At 32.1% G+C, this 18,561-nt stretch carries 32 protein-coding genes and 1 pseudogene; 29 read left to right on the forward strand and 4 right to left on the reverse strand.

Translation table 11 applies throughout. The features are described from left to right. Window position 1 precedes the first annotated feature (1 nt). From EG359_RS17110 to EG359_RS17215, 22 genes and pseudogenes are all read left to right on the forward strand, one after another. On the forward strand, window positions 2-568 hold the full coding sequence (locus EG359_RS17110; protein WP_076353324.1) for a Rad52/Rad22 family DNA repair protein: 567 nt from the start codon (window positions 2-4) through the stop codon (window positions 566-568). Next, entirely contained in the window at window positions 565-2,694 is a 2,130-nt protein-coding gene (locus tag EG359_RS17115) for a DNA translocase FtsK (protein WP_076353325.1), read from the forward strand. The genes EG359_RS17110 and EG359_RS17115 overlap by 4 nt, the downstream gene beginning before the upstream one ends. Then, entirely contained in the window at window positions 2,691-3,152 is a 462-nt protein-coding gene (locus tag EG359_RS17120) for a hypothetical protein (RefSeq protein ID WP_228435007.1), read from the forward strand. The genes EG359_RS17115 and EG359_RS17120 overlap by 4 nt, the downstream gene beginning before the upstream one ends. A 150-nt stretch (window positions 3,153-3,302) precedes the next feature. Then, window positions 3,303-3,731 (forward strand): hypothetical protein, encoded by a 429-nt coding sequence (locus EG359_RS17125; protein WP_076353326.1) that lies wholly within the window; start codon window positions 3,303-3,305, stop codon window positions 3,729-3,731. Further along, window positions 3,728-3,982, forward strand: a complete 255-nt coding sequence (locus tag EG359_RS17130; protein ID WP_076353327.1) for a hypothetical protein — start codon at window positions 3,728-3,730, stop codon at window positions 3,980-3,982. The genes EG359_RS17125 and EG359_RS17130 overlap by 4 nt, the downstream gene beginning before the upstream one ends. Continuing rightward, window positions 3,960-4,253 carry a DUF3127 domain-containing protein gene (locus tag EG359_RS17135; protein ID WP_076353328.1) on the forward strand — a complete coding sequence of 98 codons (294 nt, stop codon included), beginning with the start codon at window positions 3,960-3,962 and terminating at the stop codon, window positions 4,251-4,253. The genes EG359_RS17130 and EG359_RS17135 overlap by 23 nt, the downstream gene beginning before the upstream one ends. A gap of 54 nt (window positions 4,254-4,307) precedes the next feature. Then, window positions 4,308-4,712: pseudogene (locus tag EG359_RS17140) on the forward strand (nucleoid-associated protein); the annotation flags it as partial. A gap of 15 nt (window positions 4,713-4,727) precedes the next feature. Beyond that, a complete protein-coding gene (locus EG359_RS17145; protein WP_076353330.1) occupies window positions 4,728-5,552 on the forward strand; it encodes a DUF6291 domain-containing protein in 825 nt (274 codons plus the stop codon). Then, window positions 5,485-6,510 (forward strand): hypothetical protein, encoded by a 1,026-nt coding sequence (locus EG359_RS17150; RefSeq protein ID WP_076353331.1) that lies wholly within the window; start codon window positions 5,485-5,487, stop codon window positions 6,508-6,510. Before EG359_RS17145 ends, EG359_RS17150 begins: the two co-directional genes overlap by 68 nt. 99 nt (window positions 6,511-6,609) lie before the next feature. Then, window positions 6,610-6,834 (forward strand): hypothetical protein, encoded by a 225-nt coding sequence (locus EG359_RS17155; protein ID WP_076353332.1) that lies wholly within the window; start codon window positions 6,610-6,612, stop codon window positions 6,832-6,834. Then, window positions 6,831-7,124: a hypothetical protein gene (locus EG359_RS17160; RefSeq protein WP_076353333.1), complete on the forward strand. Its 294-nt coding sequence runs from the start codon at window positions 6,831-6,833 to the stop codon at window positions 7,122-7,124. Before EG359_RS17155 ends, EG359_RS17160 begins: the two co-directional genes overlap by 4 nt. Next, on the forward strand, window positions 7,121-7,504 hold the full coding sequence (locus EG359_RS17165; protein ID WP_076353334.1) for a YopX family protein: 384 nt from the start codon (window positions 7,121-7,123) through the stop codon (window positions 7,502-7,504). Before EG359_RS17160 ends, EG359_RS17165 begins: the two co-directional genes overlap by 4 nt. After that, complete coding sequence (locus EG359_RS17170; protein ID WP_076353335.1) at window positions 7,501-7,821, forward strand: hypothetical protein; 321 nt, start codon at window positions 7,501-7,503, stop codon at window positions 7,819-7,821. Before EG359_RS17165 ends, EG359_RS17170 begins: the two co-directional genes overlap by 4 nt. Continuing rightward, a complete protein-coding gene (locus tag EG359_RS17175; protein ID WP_076353336.1) occupies window positions 7,818-8,570 on the forward strand; it encodes a DNA-methyltransferase in 753 nt (250 codons plus the stop codon). Before EG359_RS17170 ends, EG359_RS17175 begins: the two co-directional genes overlap by 4 nt. Further along, window positions 8,567-8,881, forward strand: coding sequence for an NUDIX hydrolase (locus tag EG359_RS17180; protein ID WP_076353337.1), 315 nt, complete (start codon window positions 8,567-8,569; stop codon window positions 8,879-8,881). Before EG359_RS17175 ends, EG359_RS17180 begins: the two co-directional genes overlap by 4 nt. 11 nt (window positions 8,882-8,892) lie before the next feature. After that, complete coding sequence (locus EG359_RS17185; RefSeq protein ID WP_076353338.1) at window positions 8,893-9,345, forward strand: hypothetical protein; 453 nt, start codon at window positions 8,893-8,895, stop codon at window positions 9,343-9,345. Window positions 9,346-9,347: 2 nt separating this feature from the next. Then, entirely contained in the window at window positions 9,348-9,788 is a 441-nt protein-coding gene (locus tag EG359_RS17190) for a hypothetical protein (RefSeq protein ID WP_076353339.1), read from the forward strand. Continuing rightward, window positions 9,785-10,333, forward strand: coding sequence for a hypothetical protein (locus EG359_RS17195; protein WP_076353340.1), 549 nt, complete (start codon window positions 9,785-9,787; stop codon window positions 10,331-10,333). The genes EG359_RS17190 and EG359_RS17195 overlap by 4 nt, the downstream gene beginning before the upstream one ends. A gap of 20 nt (window positions 10,334-10,353) precedes the next feature. Further along, entirely contained in the window at window positions 10,354-10,638 is a 285-nt protein-coding gene (locus EG359_RS17200) for a hypothetical protein (protein ID WP_076353341.1), read from the forward strand. Between the two features lie 38 nt (window positions 10,639-10,676). Further along, window positions 10,677-10,973 (forward strand): hypothetical protein, encoded by a 297-nt coding sequence (locus EG359_RS17205; RefSeq protein ID WP_076353342.1) that lies wholly within the window; start codon window positions 10,677-10,679, stop codon window positions 10,971-10,973. After that, window positions 10,970-11,386 carry a hypothetical protein gene (locus EG359_RS17210; protein ID WP_076353343.1) on the forward strand — a complete coding sequence of 139 codons (417 nt, stop codon included), beginning with the start codon at window positions 10,970-10,972 and terminating at the stop codon, window positions 11,384-11,386. Before EG359_RS17205 ends, EG359_RS17210 begins: the two co-directional genes overlap by 4 nt. A 165-nt stretch (window positions 11,387-11,551) precedes the next feature. Then, entirely contained in the window at window positions 11,552-11,764 is a 213-nt protein-coding gene (locus EG359_RS17215; RefSeq protein WP_076353344.1) for a hypothetical protein, read from the forward strand. A gap of 24 nt (window positions 11,765-11,788) precedes the next feature. Here the strand turns inward: EG359_RS17215 and EG359_RS17220 are convergent, their stop codons facing one another. From EG359_RS17220 to EG359_RS17235, 4 genes are all read right to left on the reverse strand, one after another. Beyond that, entirely contained in the window at window positions 11,789-11,989 is a 201-nt protein-coding gene (locus EG359_RS17220; protein ID WP_076353345.1) for a hypothetical protein, read from the reverse strand. Between the two features lie 86 nt (window positions 11,990-12,075). Continuing rightward, window positions 12,076-12,357, reverse strand: a complete 282-nt coding sequence (locus EG359_RS17225) for a hypothetical protein (protein ID WP_076353346.1) — start codon at window positions 12,355-12,357, stop codon at window positions 12,076-12,078. 40 nt (window positions 12,358-12,397) lie between these two features. Further along, window positions 12,398-12,709, reverse strand: coding sequence for a hypothetical protein (locus EG359_RS17230; RefSeq protein WP_076353347.1), 312 nt, complete (start codon window positions 12,707-12,709; stop codon window positions 12,398-12,400). 171 nt (window positions 12,710-12,880) lie between these two features. Continuing rightward, the gene (locus EG359_RS17235; protein ID WP_076353348.1) at window positions 12,881-13,201 is read right to left on the reverse strand and encodes a hypothetical protein; all 321 of its coding nucleotides are present in this window, start codon (window positions 13,199-13,201) and stop codon (window positions 12,881-12,883) included. A 166-nt stretch (window positions 13,202-13,367) separates the two neighbouring features. On the opposite strand from EG359_RS17235, the gene EG359_RS17240 reads away from it, so the two are divergent. From EG359_RS17240 to EG359_RS17270, 7 genes are all read left to right on the forward strand, one after another. Continuing rightward, entirely contained in the window at window positions 13,368-13,607 is a 240-nt protein-coding gene (locus tag EG359_RS17240) for a helix-turn-helix domain-containing protein (protein ID WP_164463077.1), read from the forward strand. 474 nt (window positions 13,608-14,081) lie between these two features. Continuing rightward, complete coding sequence (locus EG359_RS17245) at window positions 14,082-14,306, forward strand: hypothetical protein (protein WP_123867432.1); 225 nt, start codon at window positions 14,082-14,084, stop codon at window positions 14,304-14,306. Between the two features lie 11 nt (window positions 14,307-14,317). Further along, window positions 14,318-14,884: an NUMOD4 domain-containing protein gene (locus EG359_RS17250; protein WP_076353351.1), complete on the forward strand. Its 567-nt coding sequence runs from the start codon at window positions 14,318-14,320 to the stop codon at window positions 14,882-14,884. A gap of 6 nt (window positions 14,885-14,890) precedes the next feature. After that, window positions 14,891-15,349, forward strand: a complete 459-nt coding sequence (locus EG359_RS17255; protein WP_076353352.1) for a terminase small subunit-like protein — start codon at window positions 14,891-14,893, stop codon at window positions 15,347-15,349. Next, a complete protein-coding gene (locus tag EG359_RS17260; RefSeq protein ID WP_076353353.1) occupies window positions 15,336-16,835 on the forward strand; it encodes a phage terminase large subunit in 1,500 nt (499 codons plus the stop codon). Before EG359_RS17255 ends, EG359_RS17260 begins: the two co-directional genes overlap by 14 nt. 17 nt (window positions 16,836-16,852) lie before the next feature. Next, a complete protein-coding gene (locus EG359_RS17265; RefSeq protein ID WP_076353354.1) occupies window positions 16,853-17,140 on the forward strand; it encodes a hypothetical protein in 288 nt (95 codons plus the stop codon). A gap of 97 nt (window positions 17,141-17,237) precedes the next feature. Continuing rightward, window positions 17,238-18,560, forward strand: coding sequence for a phage portal protein (locus EG359_RS17270; RefSeq protein ID WP_076353355.1), 1,323 nt, complete (start codon window positions 17,238-17,240; stop codon window positions 18,558-18,560). The last annotated feature ends 1 nt before the right edge of the window (window position 18,561 follow it).

Below are 18,561 nucleotides of genomic sequence, written 5' to 3' on the forward strand. Positions count from 1 at the left end.
GATGGGAGTAAGTAAAGAACAATTACAGAAATTAAAAGAACCTTTCCCATTGAAATGGCGTGTTAAGGGCCTGCTTCCAGATAATCAAATGATTTTAATTGGATATATAGACGCAAGACAAGTTCAGGATAGACTTGATGCTGTTTTAGGAGCCGAAAACTGGCAAGATGATTATTTTGAAATAAAAAACAAACAATTCTGTAGAATCGGTATTAAAATCGAAGATGAATGGGTTTGGAAAGCAGATTCAGGCTCAGAATCTTATTTAGATGCAAGTAAAGGAGAAACTTCCGATAGTCTTAAACGTGCTGCAGTTCATTGGGGTATCAATAGAGATTCTTATGAACTTGGAGAAATAATAATCAAATGTAAAATAGAAAATGGAATTCCGGCCCCTTGTGATCAAGCTGGTAATATTTTGAAAGGCAAAGATCTTTTGGAAGCTTGTAAAATAATATCCAAAGAAAAAGAATCAGAATTGATTTTTGACAAAACAGTTTTACCTACAAATCAAGATCCAATTAAAAGAGGAAGAACTTCCAAGAAACCTAAAATTATTTTACCATGAGCATTTATAAAACATATTCTCCTGAACAATTAGAAGAACTCAGTAGTAATTATATAATAAAATCATGGTCATTTTCTAAGGTTGCCCAATTTTCAAGAAATGAAAAAGGTTTTGAAATGATCCATATTTATGGATATAATACAAAAAAAAGTGCGACAACTCTTTCCGGAAACGCTTATCATGAAATTAGCCACTATTGGAAAGCAAAACAAAAAGGAATTACTCTTAGTTTGCCTGAATTAGAAAAAATAGCATTTGAATACATTGATAACATAGATGCTAATAAGTGGAAAATACAGAAAACTACACCAACAATAGCGGAGGCTAAAAAGAAATGTACCAAAACAACCACAGCACTTTTAAATAATTTCTACCAAGAAAAAGAAGTTTATGAAGATCATATACATAAAGTTCTAGATGTTGAGATTCGATTTACTGATTATTTAACAATTAATGGTGTTGATATTCCTATACCATGTACTGTAATTATTGATTTGGTTATTGAAGATCACGACGGCAAAATAATAATTATTGATCATAAAAGCAGAAATGCGTTTTCATCAGAAGAAGAATTGTCTCTTTCAATTGGCAAACAAGCTATGACATATGTAAAGGCTTATGAAGCATATACTGGAGTCATTGTAGATGAAGTTTGGTTTTGTGAGAACAAGTATTCAAAAAATCAACAAGGAGGCTCACAATTAAACATGTTCAGAGTGATTCTAGATAATGACACTAGAAGACTATATGAGGCTTTGCTTTATGAGCCTCTTAAAAGAATGATAGAAGCTGTTTCAGATCCTGATTATGTCTATTTAATAAATGACTCTGACAACTTAATAGACCGAGCAGAATTATATGAATTCTGGGCAAAAACTTTAATAGCTGAAATCAACGAATTTGATATTGATGAAATTGAAGTCAATAAAGATTTGGTTGAGAAAAGACTTAGAAAAATTAGAGATTCTTCTACAAAATCAATTACACCAAAAGTTATTAAGCAGTTCAAAACAAACGCTGCATCATTTATTAAATACGATTTAAGCACAACGGATATGAAACCACAGGAAAAAGTAGAGCATATATTGAAAACTTTCGGAATTCAAACAGAAGTAGCACATACATTTAACGGGTTCTCTTCTAATACTTTCTTGCTTGATGTGTCTGCGGGGACTAAAATAGCATCAATTCAAGGCCATAAGCTTGATATTGCAAATGCTTTAAATGTAGCAAATGTAAGAATCCCTAAAGATTTAAAAGTACACGATGGCAAGTCTTACTTACAAATAGAAACTGCAAAAAAACGTGATAGGGATCTGTTATGGGATGCGAAAGAATTGATAGGCCAAAAAATACCAATTGGTAAGGATAATTTTGAACAAACTCTTTATTGGGATCTTGATAAGCAATCTACACCTTTTTTACTAGTATGTGGTGCTTCTGGATCAGGAAAATCAGCGGAATTAATAAGTATAATTGAATATGCTAGATTAATTCCTGAGGTTGATCAAATAATTATACTAGATCCTAAATATGAATTTTTAGATTATTCATCTATAGAAAAAGTGGAGGTATATAATGAAATCATATCTATTGAGACTAAGGTTCAGAACCTTGTAGAAGAGATGAATTTACTTATAAAAAATGGTAAACAGAAAAAAATACTTATTGTATTTGATGAATTTGCTGACGCTGTCGCCTCTTCTAGAAAAGGAAAGGATCTAGATATTCATGATATGGTCCAAATTGGAAATTATAGACCTACTAAGGGGCCTCTTGGCTTTCCTATTCCTGGTGCCCCAAAATTCCAAAGGCAGAAAGTTGGGGAACTGAAAAGCCTTGAAGAAAATATGCGAATTATCAAACAAAAAGGCAGATCAGTTGGATTTAGAGGGGTTGATGCTACGCAAAGAGCATCTGCGAAAGTGATTACTGGGGATGCTAAAGTAAATTATTCTTTAATGATTTGTTTCAGGGTTCCAAAAGAAATTGATAGTAGAGTTGTTATAGATGATGCTGGAGCTGAAACACTGGCAGGAATGGGAGACGGTCTTCTTAAGACACCAGAATCTTCAGATTTAATAAGATTCCAATCATTTTATAAACCTAAAGAAATTACAACATGATCAATAGTACAATTAAACCAAAGAAAGGGCAATGTATAGATTGTCCTCCAGGTACACCGGATCAATACATTACAGCTAGAAGATGTAAAGCATTTCACTATAAACTGCATAAAAGTAAGGAATGGCTGAAAAAATCAAATGATAAAAAAGAAACAGTAGTTAAAAAGCCAATTGCAAAGTTTTCTCCTAAAAGAAAGAAAGAAAACAGACAATACACGATTAAAAGACTTCAGTTTTTAGATCAACCAGAAAACCAAAGATGTTTTATTGATGGCTGCAATAATAGAGCAGATACAATTGAACACACCGCGGGACGTTGGGGATCAAATTACTTGGATGAATCAACTTGGAAGCCTTGCTGTAATTTTCACAATCTGGAATTAGAACGCAATTCAGAATTATCTGAAAAGTATCAGGTAAGTAAAATATCAGGAAAACAAAAAATAATCAAAAGATAATTTTAATGGATTTAAATAACGGCTTCTTCTTAGGGAAAGATAATTCTGGGTTCATAATATGGAATCAAAAAGAAGTTAAAAGGCTTATGTCTAAAGATTTTAAAGAGGCTGTTATAGAATCAAAATTATTAACTAAAAACGTCAACAAAAATGGCAAATAGAGTGATTAAAATAGTGATGGAGGATGGAAGCTCCTTTGGTTACGAAGAAAAGACTATAAACCAATTTTTGAAGCAGGAAAAAAATGAGGCATGGGCAAGAAAGTGGTTTGAAAGTCAACATAAAGACTGGCAAAAACAGGCTGTGAGATATTTCGATTTCGACCTAGAAGACTTCGCAAAGGAAGAGTATGATTTAATTGATTCTAATGATCAAAACGAAATAGGGGACTTTAGCGATTCGGACTTACTTGAAGAGATGTATAACAGAGGAATTCTTCCAGAGACTACTGAACTTCAAAATCCAAATATTACCAATGAGGATTTCGTTAGTAGACTCATTAATATTATTAACAGAGGTGATGATAATGAAATAGAAAACACTTTGGCTTATTTAGAGTTTAAATACAAAATATCATGAAAACATTTCCCGCGAATATAAGAGTTAGGGGATTCACTGCTCAGGATAATGCTAATAGATACAAGCTACATAGGCAGATAAGAAAGAAAGATGTCAATTGTAAAATATTTGCAAAAAGCAGAACGATAACAATTCCACTAGGAGAAGAAAACATAAATCCCTTATTGATGGAATTGGTTAATAAATATGGATATAAAATACAAGTGGAAGCATTTACAATAAATAACAATGGAATTAATCGGAACAATTAAAAACATAGGTCCAGTTCAAAACTTCGCATCTGGATTTCAAAAAAGAGAATTTATTTTAGTCACTGAGGAACAATATCCTCAAACATTACTAATTGAAATAACAGCTGATAGAATAGACCTTTTAGATCACTTTAAACCCTCAGATATAGTAAGAGTCGGAATTAATATAAAAGGTAAAGAATGGACCTCCCCAGGAGGCGATGTTAAATATTTTACATCTCTTTCAGCATGGAAAGTAACACATAAAATTTTATCCAATTCAGCAACATAAAAAATAACCAAAATAAAAATATCAGCACATAAAGTAGGTAACAAGATAAACGGGGAATTTCTAATGATTTTTAAGGATTATATCACGAAGCAATTACCACAGGAATATGAGGTCACAAAAATAGACCAAGTTGATTTTTTAAACAAATCCATCAATTTCTTTAATGAAAAAGAAGACTTTGTATTTGAAGAATTCACTAATGAAGTTTTTTCCAGTAAGGACATAATTGAAAGCTTTGAAAATTATAAAACCGATTATGAACAAGATATGCAGGTTAATATCTCCGAAAGCTTCGAAATTAATTCTTCTGCTGTAAAAAAAATAAAGAGACACTTCAAGAGCGTGATCAAATTAGATCAGAATTTTCAAATTCATATTCACGGAGATCAAAAATTTTTAAAACAAGGGGAAGATGAAACGGGAAAATTTTATCAACTCTATTTTAACAAGGAAAAGTAAAAACACATTAATAAAATGGCAGAAAATAAAAAATCATTCGTCGCATACTGTGACTGGGAAAATCAATTAAATCTTCTGTCAGATGATGAAGCAGGTAAATTATTCAGGCACCTGTTAGCTTATGTTAATGATAAAAACCCCCAATTCTCAGATGAAGAAAGAGTGTTAAAAATGGCGTTTGAACCTATAAGACTTCAGTTAAAAAGAGATCTTGACAAATATGAGGAAGTTAAAAAGAAACGATCTGAAGCAGGGAGAAATGGGGGATTAAAAAGTGGAGAATCAAGAAGCAAAACAAAACAAACTAAACCAAAAGAAGCAAATGCTTCATTTGGTTACAAAAACGAAGCAAACGAAGCTGTTAATGATAATGTTACTGTTAATGTAAATGATAATGTTATTCTTTTAAAAAAAGAAACAAAAGAAGAAAATATAATAAAAAAAAATCCTGAGGAATTATTTGATATACCACCGGAAAAAGAAAAAAGAAAAAAAGCTCCGCAAAAAAAAGAAACAGTCAATAATTCAGAACCAGGTATAAAGATTTTCTTTTTTAAAAAAGCTTTGATTGAATATGGGTTTGATGATGAAGCTTTGGTTGATCATTTTATTGCAGTCAGGAAAAAGAAAAATTTAGTCAATACAGAAGTTGCTTTTAAAAATTTTATCAGGGAGATAGAAAAAACAGGAAAGGATAAAAATGAGGTGTTCAGAATAGTCACTCAAAAACAATGGGGAGGATTTGAAGCAAAATGGCTGAATAATTTAAGTTATGAACAAACGAACAGTTTCAAAACAAAATCAAACGGAAATGGGCTTAGACAATCAGTTGAAAGATAAAGGAAGACCTGAGTTAGTTAAAACCGTAAAGGATTTATTAGCTAACAAAACAGAGAATGAACTTTTTTCAAAAGAAAAAATAAGAGAAAAGCCAGTTCTGACAAAAACAATAGAATATTTATTGATTAATAATCCGGATCATCCAGTTGCTCAAAAATACAAGGAGTTGCTGATTAAGTATGAGAATGATTTTGATAAAATGATTGATTCTTTGCCTAAAAATAAAGAGATCGTTCTTCCGGATTTAAAACCTATTAAGGCAGATAGTTTATATAATCTCTTCAAAATAAATTTTCCTTTTGTTAATGGGAAAGAATTTGATGAAACTGCCAATAATGGAGAGTCAAAAATATTGGCTTATTCGCTAATCGCATATTTTTTAAAAAGAAAGTCATTCTACAATATCCCATTATTAAGTAAAAAAAGTATTCCTAGCCTAAGTAAAGGAATAGCAATAATCGGAGAGCCTGGAATAGGCAAAACAGGAATTTTAAAAACGTTTTATGAAATATTTAAATACGGTTCTGAAAACCCTCTAATTATAAAGGATATTGATGGTAATGATCAACTTTTAAGAAGATACAATCTAAAGTTTAAATATAACTCGGTAGATGAAGTAGTAAGACTTTATGAGGCTGCAAATAGGCATAGCAAAGATGCTGATCGTGATTATCATTTATCCCTTTTTTACAGAAGATTTGAGTTAGGGTTTAATGCTTTTGATGATTTATTGTCTGAGGATTTGGCTAAAAATTATGGAAGTGTGGATATTATGAAGAAGATTCTAAGTGAAAGGTATGTCAATAAATCCCCTGGAATTCTTACTATGAATTATTATGGTCAAGATGTTACAACTACCCTAAATGAATTTAAAGCCAGATATGGAGACAGATTATATGATAGATTCTTTGAGTCGTATAACATTATCGAACTTCAAGGAGTTACGCTTAGAAAATAACGAGCTTAAAAAAGCTCAGTCATTGGCTTCTTTCAAAGAAGTGTATCAAAATAATAGAAAGAAAAAATCAAGTTCCTACAACTTTAAACAAAAATTAAAATGAAACCAAAGATAGCACTCATATTACTTGATGAAAACGATCTTCTGAACCTTATTTGTGAGAAAAACAATATAAACAGAGAAGAAGCATCAATGAATATAAATTACGTTGAAAATAATCATGATATACCCGGTTCATGGATTGTGCAAGTACAGGCTCCGGAAATCAAAAACATTGATAAGAAGTCAAAAATTATACTACTACCGATAAATCAAATAACATGAAAACAAAATTTAAAAAAGTATCGGTAAGTGAAAGACTACCAGAAAAAGAGGGATGGCAAATTGTTGAAAGAGAAAATACAAATGTGGTATCATCCTATTTTCATGGACAAATACAAAAATTTAGCCATGATGATGCTAATTATTGGTTAGAAGAGGTCCCAGATATGGAAGAGGAAATGAGGGATCTTATTGAAAGATTTGTCGCAATCACAGCTTTAGGAGAAAAAGCGCCTGACTATCTAGTACACGATGGAGAAAATCTACTAACAAAACTAAAACAACAATCATGAACAGAGAAATAAAATTTAGAGGTCATAGAATTGACGATGAAGGAATTGTGTATGGACACTTAGTAATTGACCCAAAAGGTAATTATAGAATATACTTTAAGCCATTTTCAGATGCTACAAGCAATACTTTCTTTTTAGTAAAACCCGAAACCGTCGGTCAGTACACAGGCCTCAATGACAAAAACGGAGTAGAGATATATGAGGGGGATATTCTTGATGAAGATGGATTTTTATTCCAAGTTATTTATGATGTTCAAAATGCCAAATTTAAACTAAAACATATTGGTCCATATCAATATCCAGAATGGAACAGAGGAATTAGAATGAATATCATCGGTAACATTCACGAAAACCCAGAACTACTAAATCCAAAGTCATGAGCCACCAAGAGAAACAAGAGATATTCGACGAATATTTCAAATCAATTAACAGAGTAAATGTAGACTGTTTTTTAGCTTCATTCGGAGTACATGAGATGTTGAGATCAAACTTAATCAAACACATTTTCGCAGCCTGCGATTTAGTCCAAGAGGAACAGCAGAAGAGAATAGCGGATAAAGCTTTAATGAGACACGATTATAATGACTTAAATAATCTTGAGGCTGGAAGATCTCAGAAAAGATTTATTGCTTCAGGATTAACATATTATAATGTCGACAAATCATCAATTATTAACCCAGAAAACCTTATCAAGTGAGTAATGAAATAAAATTACTTAAAGGTGACTGTCTTGAATTGCTAAAATCAATACCTGATAATTCAGTTGATTTAGTATTAACAGATCCACCATATGGCACAACGCAATGTAAATGGGATGTTATTATTCCTTTTGAAAAAATGTGGAATGAGTTAGATAGGATAATTAAGGCCGATGGAGCAATACTTATTTTTGGCGCCGAACCCTTTAGTAGCCTTTTACGATCTTCTAACTTAAAAATGTACAAGTATGATTGGATATGGGATAAAATCAAAGGAACGGGATTTCTTAATGCAAAAAGACAACCGATGAGAAACCATGAGATAGTGTCCGTATTCTATAAAAAACAATGTTTTTACAACCCACAAAAAACAACTGGACATTCAAGAAAAGTTAGCAGTGCTAGAAGTAAAGAGAATAGTATTAAAACAGATGTTTACAATGATCACGGATTAACTTCTTATGATTCTACAGAGCGTTATCCGAGAAGTATTCAGGTATTTTCTACAGATGTTCAAAAAAGTGCCTTACATCCTAATCAAAAGCCTGTACATCTTTTAGAATATCTAATAAAAACCTATTCGAGGGAAAATGAAACAGTTTTAGACTTTACAATGGGTAGCGGTTCTACTGGTGTTGCCTGTATTAATACTAATAGAAAATTCATAGGTGTTGAAAAAGATGAAAAATACTTTTCAATAGCAAAAGAAAGAATTGAAAATATTCTCCAAAAACATATAGGCTTATGAACCAATTAACAGAACTAACAGCCGATATACGGGAGAAGCTTCCGAGGCTGACAACTGTACAAGAGTACATGATGAATGATGGGTCTAAAATGAAGTTTGGTGAGGATTATCCTGTTGTAATTACTGACATTATGGAGTATCTAGGAATTAAGTCGGTCGAATTTGCATTCACTCATAATGGATTCTATGCTTATGATGATGAACTGGAGGTATGGGGCGACTTTATTCCGATTGAATTACACTCGCCTTTCCTAAAGGACCAATCCCCTGAACTTATCACTTTTTTACATGGATTGATTAAAAACTACTAAAACCATATTAAATGAAACAAATTGAATTAGATTTAAATAAAAGACTCCTTGTAGTGGAGTATGAAACAGAAGAAATGAAAACTGCAATTGAATTTGCAACTAGTGGAGCCACGCATAAAATAAACAATCAAAAAGTAAAATTCATCTGCAAAGGCTCAGAACTTACTGAGGACATTGCAAAGGGATTTCTGCATCAATCTATTCATACTAAACTATTCGCGCATTATGTCAAAGGTATTCCTGTAAATACATATTGTTATAAATCTTATTTAGACTCATTCATTTCCGCCATAGAGTCGAAAGGCTACCATTGGGGAGAGAATCCGATTGAAAAACCTATTAAAGATCAAACCCACTGTGCTAAATGGCAGAAAAAAGCTTTTAATCAAAAGTTTGACAAATATAAAGAAGCCGAATCCCGCACATTCAACCCTGAAAAAACTCTAATTTTTGAAATAATTTAACAATGACAAACGAAGATAAATTAAGAATATACGCTGCGTATCTGCCGTATGGGTTGAAAGGAAATTTACTACCACAAACACATGAAGTTGAAATGACAGGTATTTACTTAGATGATTATAATATGCATGAAATTTACATAAAGCCATCAGGATGCTATGTTATGTCTAGGTTTAAGCCAATTATTTATCCTTTAGATTTTTTAACAAAAGAGATAGAGCATGAGGGGGAAAGGTTTGTTCCCATTCATAAACTAAGAAAATACTGTATAGAGGTGATGGGGGCTAAAGATTATGATACTGATATAGGAATTGATAAACTTATTAAAGGTTGGGAGGTTCAATATTGGCCAAAGCTGTTCATAGATATACTCTTAAAATGGCACTTCAATGTCTTCAACTTGCCAGAAGACCAGTTTATCAACAAAACAAATTTAAAATCATGAATATAGAAAAAATAATGATCGATGATTACTCTTTCTATTTAGAAGACTATGGAGAAAATAAAGGAAAAGTATTTGTTACTGGTTGGGACAACGATGAAAATTACAGTTATTATTGGTCAGCTATGGGGATGGATTTAAAATCATTTCTTAAAAGAACTAATAATAGTTACTTCATTGGAAAGTTAATGTCCCGGGAGCAACAGGAAATATTTTCTTCTAAAAATACTGGTAAAAACATCAGAAAAGTTTGGAAAGAAGAAATAATGAAATGGTATGAGCATCAAGCTTTCCAGAAAGACTTTAGAGAAAAGCTTAATTCATTTCTTGATAATATAATTAACCAGAATCATTTTATTTATGAGTTTGATGGTTTTATAGGCAGTTTAGATTTTTATTTAATTGAAGATAGATATGAAAGAGAGCGTATTGAATCTGATATTAAAGATATTCTACAAAGCGAGTGTTGGCATTTAATAGAAACTGAAATTTCCCCTTTATACAAAAAATTAAGCAAAGCATTTGACAAACTTAAAAAGCAACTTTAACAAACAAATAAATTATTACAATGGAAAAACCAAAATCAATTACATGGAAAGAATTAAAAGAATTTGTGAATTCTATTCCGGAAGATCAATTGGAGAAAAAAGCATCAGTAATGGATGGTGACGAATCTCCAGCAAGAGATCTTTATGAGCCATTTTTTACAGTCAACGATTTTTATATCAATAAACAAGACTACGAAGATTGTGGAACACTTGACGAATTAAAAGATCTACATGGAGAAGACTTCGTTCAAGATGACTATTTATTAAACACAAAAAAAGGCACAGCTTTTCTGTGGATGAATTAACCCCGTGCCATCTTAGGGTGGCACTTTAAAACTAAATTATGGAAAAGAAAGATAAAATACAATGTGAAAAAGAGTTTCTGGAACATTTTAAAATGACACGTGACGATTTAACAATATTATGGAGGTGGTTTTTAGAATATGGAATGACAAGGGGGCAGAATGAAAACTTACCTCACCAATGTAGGGCTAATCACTATTTTTTGCAAGAAATCTGTCAATATTATAAAGTTGATTGGAAAGGATGGAATAAAAGATTGACCCCTGAGTTAAAGGTGCTTGTTACTAATATGTATCCTCAATTAATGACTAACAATGATAATTTTGAATGGTTATGATAGCACCACAAGAACTAAGAATAGGAAATTGGATTTACGATGATGATGGAATTTTATGTAAGATCATAGGATTTCAACCATTTGAACATTCTATTAGATGTGATGAAGAAGAGGGTTGTTTAATACTTATTGACATTTATAGACCTGATAGTACTATATCATCGGGATGGCAATGTGATTCAAATACCGTAAAGCCCATAGATCTAACAGAAGAGTGGCTGATTAAGTTTGGGTTTACAAGACAGCCTTGGGGACTAGTGATAGGAAAGATTTTATTTAAAGATAAAAATCACGAATGTAAAGAATTGACATTGGAAGTTGGCAACGGTTTTAGAACAACGGTTACATACGTACATCAACTTCAGAACCTTTTTCACTCATTAACTGGGGAAGAGCTAACAATAAAAGAATAATATGGAAACGCTTCTTTAATTCCGGAAACCCGTAATAACAAACAATCCTACTTAATTAAATTTGAATTATGAAAGAGTTTGATGATTTGGAAATAGCAGAGATTATTATGTGGGCTATCGTGGCTACGTACTCAATATATTTGATTTTATAAGTATCTTTACTCCATGGAAGAAATAGAAGAAAAATTCATGGAACTTGTTAGAGAGAAACACAAGAAATCCGGTGGTGCCAATGGAATTAGTTTGTACAATTTAAATAAATCTTTGAATCCTCCAGAAAATGTAAATCTTCAAGAAATAATGGAAAGGCTAATTCAAGAAAAGAAAATAGCATATCTGTATCCACTCAACGGAATAACAATCACATTGCCAAGATAAAACCCCTGCAAAACAGGGGTTATTTTAGAGTTCAGAAATTGATTTTAAACTTGATAAACAATAAGACTTTAACTTATTAAAATCATCTGTTATAAATTTATTTGATTTTCTTTGCCTTAATTTGTCGTATACTGTAGACTGGCTTTTGCCTACTATTTCAGCTATTTTCTCCGCAGAAATTCCAAACATATCAATTATATAAATTGATTTTTCGTGGTCTGTCATCTAAATTACTTTTATATATTTGCACTGATTTTAGAAGTTAAACGCTAAAATTATTTTGATTTAAGCCCTCAATTAAGAGGGCTTTTTTAGATATTATCAAAAGCAATAACGCTATCAATTACTTCTTGTTGATTTGGCTCATCACTAAACCATTTAATCACAACCCAATCAGTTTCAGGATTATTAGGCAGTACGTTAAATGCATACACTATGTGCTTATTATCAACTGGGTTATTTTCGTTTTTGTGCCATACATGATAACTGTCAGCCTCTTCTTTTGTGAGTCTATTTTTCTTTTTTGCTTCATCTATTGATAGCACTTCAATTTTAATTTTTTTACCATTGTTTTCAGTTGTGTAGGTTTTCATAATTGATATTTTTATTGTTAATATATAAAATTATTTTGATTTAGAAAGATCTCATTTTTTGATTGTACATCCAAACAGGAGCGCATCCATTAACTACCATTGATTTTGGAAACCAAAGTAGGTTTTTTCTTCCGTAAAATTTAGGGCTTGCAGAAGTAACACCGTCAGCAGTGTAAACTTCAATAGCTACAGCTTTTTCAGTTTCTTTTACAATTTTTAAGCTAATATAAGCGGCATTTTCTTTAGCGAATTTCCAAGCTTTAATAAGTGCTGAAGATAAATCCATTGCGTATTCTTTAATCATCTTCCAAGCTGATTTAAATACTACTGATTTGTTGATTGTTGTTTTCATGATGTTTGATTTTAATTGTTAAACTTTCTTGTTATTTTGATACTGTAAAGATACAATTAAATTTTGAATCACCAAATATATTAGGTGAGATTATAGTAATTTAAACTGATTCTAAATAAATAAAAAATATTAAAAAGTATTCCATATTATCCAGTATAAAAAAAGCGGGAATTAACCCGCCGTTTTAAATTCTCTTTGCTTTCTAACTTGTATTGTACCTGGCGTTCTTAGTGAACTTGCCGCGTGTGTTACCTGCAATACTTCGTATATAGCTCTGTTTGTTACATAATATTCTCCTTTCATTGGTGGAGTGATGAAGCAGTCAGTTGCAACAAATTCTTTAGTGTCATAGTCTGTGAAGATGAATTCACGTTCTAACCTAGTAGCTATAGAAGATTTGTGGCCATCAATTAAATCATGAAGTTCATTAACAATTTCTTCTTTTGAATTAAGATTAAAAAGATCTAATAGGCTTTTTTTAAATGATTTCATATTGTTTGTTTTTGTTGATACAAATATATGCATTAAATGTAAATAATTTAGAATTAAATTACATTTAGCGCTAATTTGTAATGATTATAAATTAGCGTAAAGTGTAAATTAATTTTAATATATCGGCTTTATATGTTATTTTTGTGTTATATATTATAATATGCAATTGAGAATTAAAGAAGTCGCAAAAAGAAAGGGCTATACAATGGTAAGACTTTCTGAAATACTTAAGTTAGATGCCACTACCATGAGTAGATATAATAGTGGGACTGTAGAGCCTCCTTTATCCAGATTGGAGCAGATAGCAAAAGAGCTTGATTGTGAAATTGTAGAGTTGCTACCAGTAGGTGAAAAGTTTGGTCATTGGGAAATTAACGGAGAATGGTTAGGTATAAGAAAAAAATGACCATACTACAATTTTAACGAATAAATTTTTGATAAAAGTCTTCTTAATTGGGGCTTTTATTTTTTTTTTTCAAATTTTGAACAATATGAAAAACAAATTGTTTGTCTAATTCATTTAACATTTGTACATTTGTAATATAAGTTAGAATTTACTTTAAGTAAGTATGTTTAACTTATTGAAAATGTAAGTTATGTGGATTTAATAATTCTATATAAATGTAAATGAAGCATGGTTATGAATATATAGTTTTATTTTAATGAAGTTGATTAATCTATTTTACACCAAGCACAGATGATGAGTGCGGTCGGGGTTGTGAGTTGGTTAGATGAGGGAGGGTGCTTGGTTTGTTTTTACAAAGGTGTCGAATTCGACAGGTTTGATTTAATGCAGTAGGAACTATTTTTTTCATATTAATATTTTGTGATTTGGTGTCCCGCTGCTGTAATAGGTAGCGAGTTTTTTAATTTAAGGAGTATGGAGACAAAAGAAAAAATAATTGAAAGAATTGCAAAGAGTACTGGGCAATATTACGGAAAAGTAGAAGCTGATGTAAATTCAGTAATAAGTACGAATGCATCTCAAACTTTAAAGGAGCTAAGTGATGAGATGCGAAACATTAAAATTAGTTTTCCACCATATAGAAGAGGAGGATCAAACTACACTAAACCTAAGAACCGAAAGAAAAAACCTAAATACTAAACTAATATTCTATGGCAGAGGGAGTAGGCATAAGTAATACGCTAAACAGAGGCATTAATGATTTACCTGGTGAAATATGGGAGGATGTTCCGGGTTACAATGGTAAGTATCAAGTATCACAATATTCAAGGGTTAAAAGCCTAATTAAAAAGAATCCAGTAATACTAAAAAAATCATTATCAGACGGTAAGCATAAAGTAGTTTTAATTGGTAAGTATGGGAGACTTATATCTGAATGTGTGGACCGCCTTTGTGCCAGTGTTCATTTAAGACCGCCTTTAGAGAATGAAGTAATTTGTCATAAAGACGGAAATAAATTAAATACTATCGTTGGTAATCTTAAGTGGATCACATGGCAAGAATCAAGGCAAAAAACCATTTTACATTATAGATCACGAAACATTAGGTTTAATTCGGGCAGCGAAAACGGAAGAGCAGTGATAAATGAAGCTATTGCAAGAGGTATAAGAGAAGAAAGGAATAAAGGGTTCACTTATTCTCAGATAGCGTTAAAATACAAGGTTTCTGTAGGTATAGTACAAAGGGTTGTTCAAAACAGAACATGGAAAACACACTAAACAATCATGGCGTATTCAGAAGAGAGAAAGGATAAGATCTTCAAAAAGATTATATCAGAGATAGCAGATAAGGGAAAATCTCTAAGAGCTGTGTTAAGAGAAAAAGGAATGCCATCTTCAAGTACATTCTTCATTTGGTTAGAAGATGATGAATCTAAATCGAAACAATACGCGCGAGCGGTTGAAGTCCGTGCAGAGGGTATTTTTGATGAAATAATTGACATTGCAGAAAATAGTGAAAAAGATCAAACTCCATTTACCGGAATCAATGTAATAAAGAGAGATACTTTAAGGATAGACGCTCGTAAATGGATGCTTAGTAAAATGATGCCTAAAAAATATGGTGATAAGCTTGATATAACCTCTGATGGTGATAAGGTTTCCGGATCTATTCCTTTGGTTCTGGAAGATGGACGTTCTTATGAAGATTTGATTAAGGAGCTTAAAACAGATGAAGAGAGTTAAGTACGGTATAACGGAGGTTTTTTTGAAGCATGATTTATACGCTTCCATGAGGATACGTCTATTCGATAAGGATGGACGTGTTTTTATAGATAGTGGTGACGAGGCATTACCTACAAACGTATTTACCAGAATTCCTGCACAGAAATGGCTCGCAAACAATCTAATGACTTACGAGTCAGATTTGTTTTATGCTTATTGTAGTAAAGAAGATTACGGGGCTTTTCCAAGGTATAAGTATATAATTCACGAGGGATCTTCCAGAAGTTCTAAGAGTTGGAGTTTAGAAGAATGGGTATTAAGAGAGGCAGAAGATAATCCTAATTTGCACATAAACATATGGAGGGATTCAAGAGAGGCTCTTACTGATACTATTTGGAAAGATTTTAGGAAGCTTATTCCGTTGTCTGGAAGAAAGATGCGGATGAATAGAAATACGACTCCTATCGTATTTAAAAACGGTTCAATCATTTCGCCAAAAGGAGCAGATCAAACAAACGCTCACGGAACTACACAGGATATAGCATGGTTAAATGAGCCTTATAAAATTGGGGAGGATGAATTTGATCAAATAGATCAGCGTTCCAACCAGGTTATAATAGACATTAACCCAATTGGCTTATCATGGGCCGAGAAGCTCGTAAAGAATCCAAGATGTAAAGTAATTTACTCTACGTTTAGAAATAATCCATTTTGTCCGGCTGGCCAGAAAATGAAGATATTAGGTTATGAGCCTTGGGAATCCGGATCATATGAGGTTATTGATGGTAAGATAATGTATAAAGGTAAAGTAGTTACTGATACTAATCAACCGCCGGTACACAAGATAAACAAAGAGCGAAAAACTATTAATAAATACAAATGGATAGTTTACGGGCTTGGTTTAAAGGCTGAAAACCCTAGAAGAATACATCATAACTTCCATCCAATCACAAGGGAGTTTTACGATAGTCTTGATTTAATGGAGTTCATGGGGCTTGATTATGGATCTTCTTCACCGTCTGCATTGGTTAAGATTAAGTATGATGGAGATAGAACATTCTACATACTTCCATGCCTTTACAGGCCTATGAATAAAATGAGGAATCCTTTAGGTGAAGAATTGATTGCTGCAGGTGCTGTAGTTGGAAATAAATCTATTGGTTGGGCTGATAGTTCTGATAATGATCCCGGAAGTGATATGCCTTTAACAAATGGACTTAGAAAGAATTATAATCTAAATCTATTCAAGACGAATAAACCAACATATAAAGCGAGGTTCGATTTTATGAGTAATTGTATTTTCTATTACGTAGAAGATGCTGGACTAGACGACAAGGAAAATGGCTATGATGAAAAAGGGAAATTTGAATATGAGCTAGAAAGATACCAATGGGAGTATATAAACAATGTTCCAACCGGAAAGCCTTTAAAGAAAGATGATCACCATATGAACGCTACTGAGTACGGAGTTTGGGGGATTAAAGAATACTATGATATACAATTATAATCAATAACAGATAAATTATGAGTAATAAAAAGAGAATCAGCAACAAAAGAAAGAGAATTGATGAAAAAGCTTATTCAAAACGACTTAAGTTAGCTTGTCAATTAATGATTGAAATTCAAAGAAACGCTACAAATTCACTAAGAGGATTAGCTTTATTAGTTTCATCGTATTCCATTGGGGGATTGATACCAAATAGTTTAGGTCGTGAGAAGATGGCAGATTCTCATGGGGATGAAATTATTATTCCTAAATTTGAAGTGAGACGACATCCATACCACTTGGATTCACATAAACTAATACAATAAATATAGCCACTGTTAACGCAGTGGTTTTTTTGTTTATAAAGTATCCTCATAAGAACCACAATGACCAGTATTTATTTTTGTTTCAAAATGAGGTTTGGTGGGTTTATTAAGAACTGTTGACAATGCAATTAAATCATGGGGAAAGAGTATTTTTTCCTCATATGAGCGATTAAATGACGGTACTCATGCTTATCATTTTGAACGTGAAGACTTCTTAAGTTATTTGGGTATAGGAAATCCTTACTATACACCATGTGAAAACCTTAAATCATATTATTTTGAATGCTTCTTTCTTGCCGATTGTATAGACATCTATGTTGATACTTGTAATAGGGTTAGAATTATGGAAGTAGATAGTAAAGGAAATGAAGTTGTAGGCTCTGAATATGTATCATTCTTGAATGAGCCAAACGGACTACAGAACATATCCGAATTCATCAGCGAGATGGTTATTAATACGCTTACTACGGGAATGTCAATACAGTATGGTAATTTCTTCAAGAATGGCAATCTAAAATCTGGAGCACAATTATTCAATGTAGATTTCAATAGACTTTCATTGCCTCGTGTAAAGAACCCATATCTACTAACCAATAAAGCTATTGGGGAATTAGTGGTAAAAGAGAAGTTGGAGGGTGTCGAGGAAAGACTTTTAAGCCTATATGAATTAGCATACTTCTACGATAGGGTTCCAAAGCATGGATTCGCAGAGAAAGGATTTAATAGTAAGAATTTCTTTAACCCTACTTCTAGAATATTTCCTTTAATATCAAACTTACACACGCTTATAGCAGCACAAGAAACAATGGCTTATCTAAGTACAAGCCCTGTTAATTCTGTTTTGACTAAAGAGAAAAGCGATCATGCTCCAACGGCTGACGACCAAAAGGCAGATGCTGAAACTAAATTAAGCGGACGCGGAAAGTATGGAGCCGGAAGAGGTAAGATCGGAGATATAATTGTTACCAACTTACCATATAAGAAGCTTGATCTGACTAGAGATAATAAGAAGCTTCAAAATGTGGAAATGCAGATTAATTCAAAGGATAATATAAGAACTCGGTTTTCTATTCCTAAGGATTACTTTGGAGATTCTACTTATGAGAATAAACAGACTTCTGAAGCCAGATTTACATTAGGTCCGGCTAAAACAATAACAGATAATTTCCTGAATACATTAACCAATAAAAGTCCTGAATACTTTAAAAGGAAAGGCACTAGGCTTATTGGATCATATGATCATGTAGAAGCTGTAATTGAAACAACTAAAAAGGAAAAGAATGATGGTTTGAAAAGCCGTGTTGAAGCTATATCAGGGTGTTTAGATGCTTTTGAAAAATATAAGTTAGTATTTCCTGGAATATCATACGACCAGTTTTTAATTAAAAATCAATTAACAGATTTCTTTAAACAGAACTAAG

The organism is Chryseobacterium joostei, assembly GCF_003815775.1.
In the GTDB taxonomy this organism is placed as follows: domain Bacteria; phylum Bacteroidota; class Bacteroidia; order Flavobacteriales; family Weeksellaceae; genus Chryseobacterium; species Chryseobacterium joostei.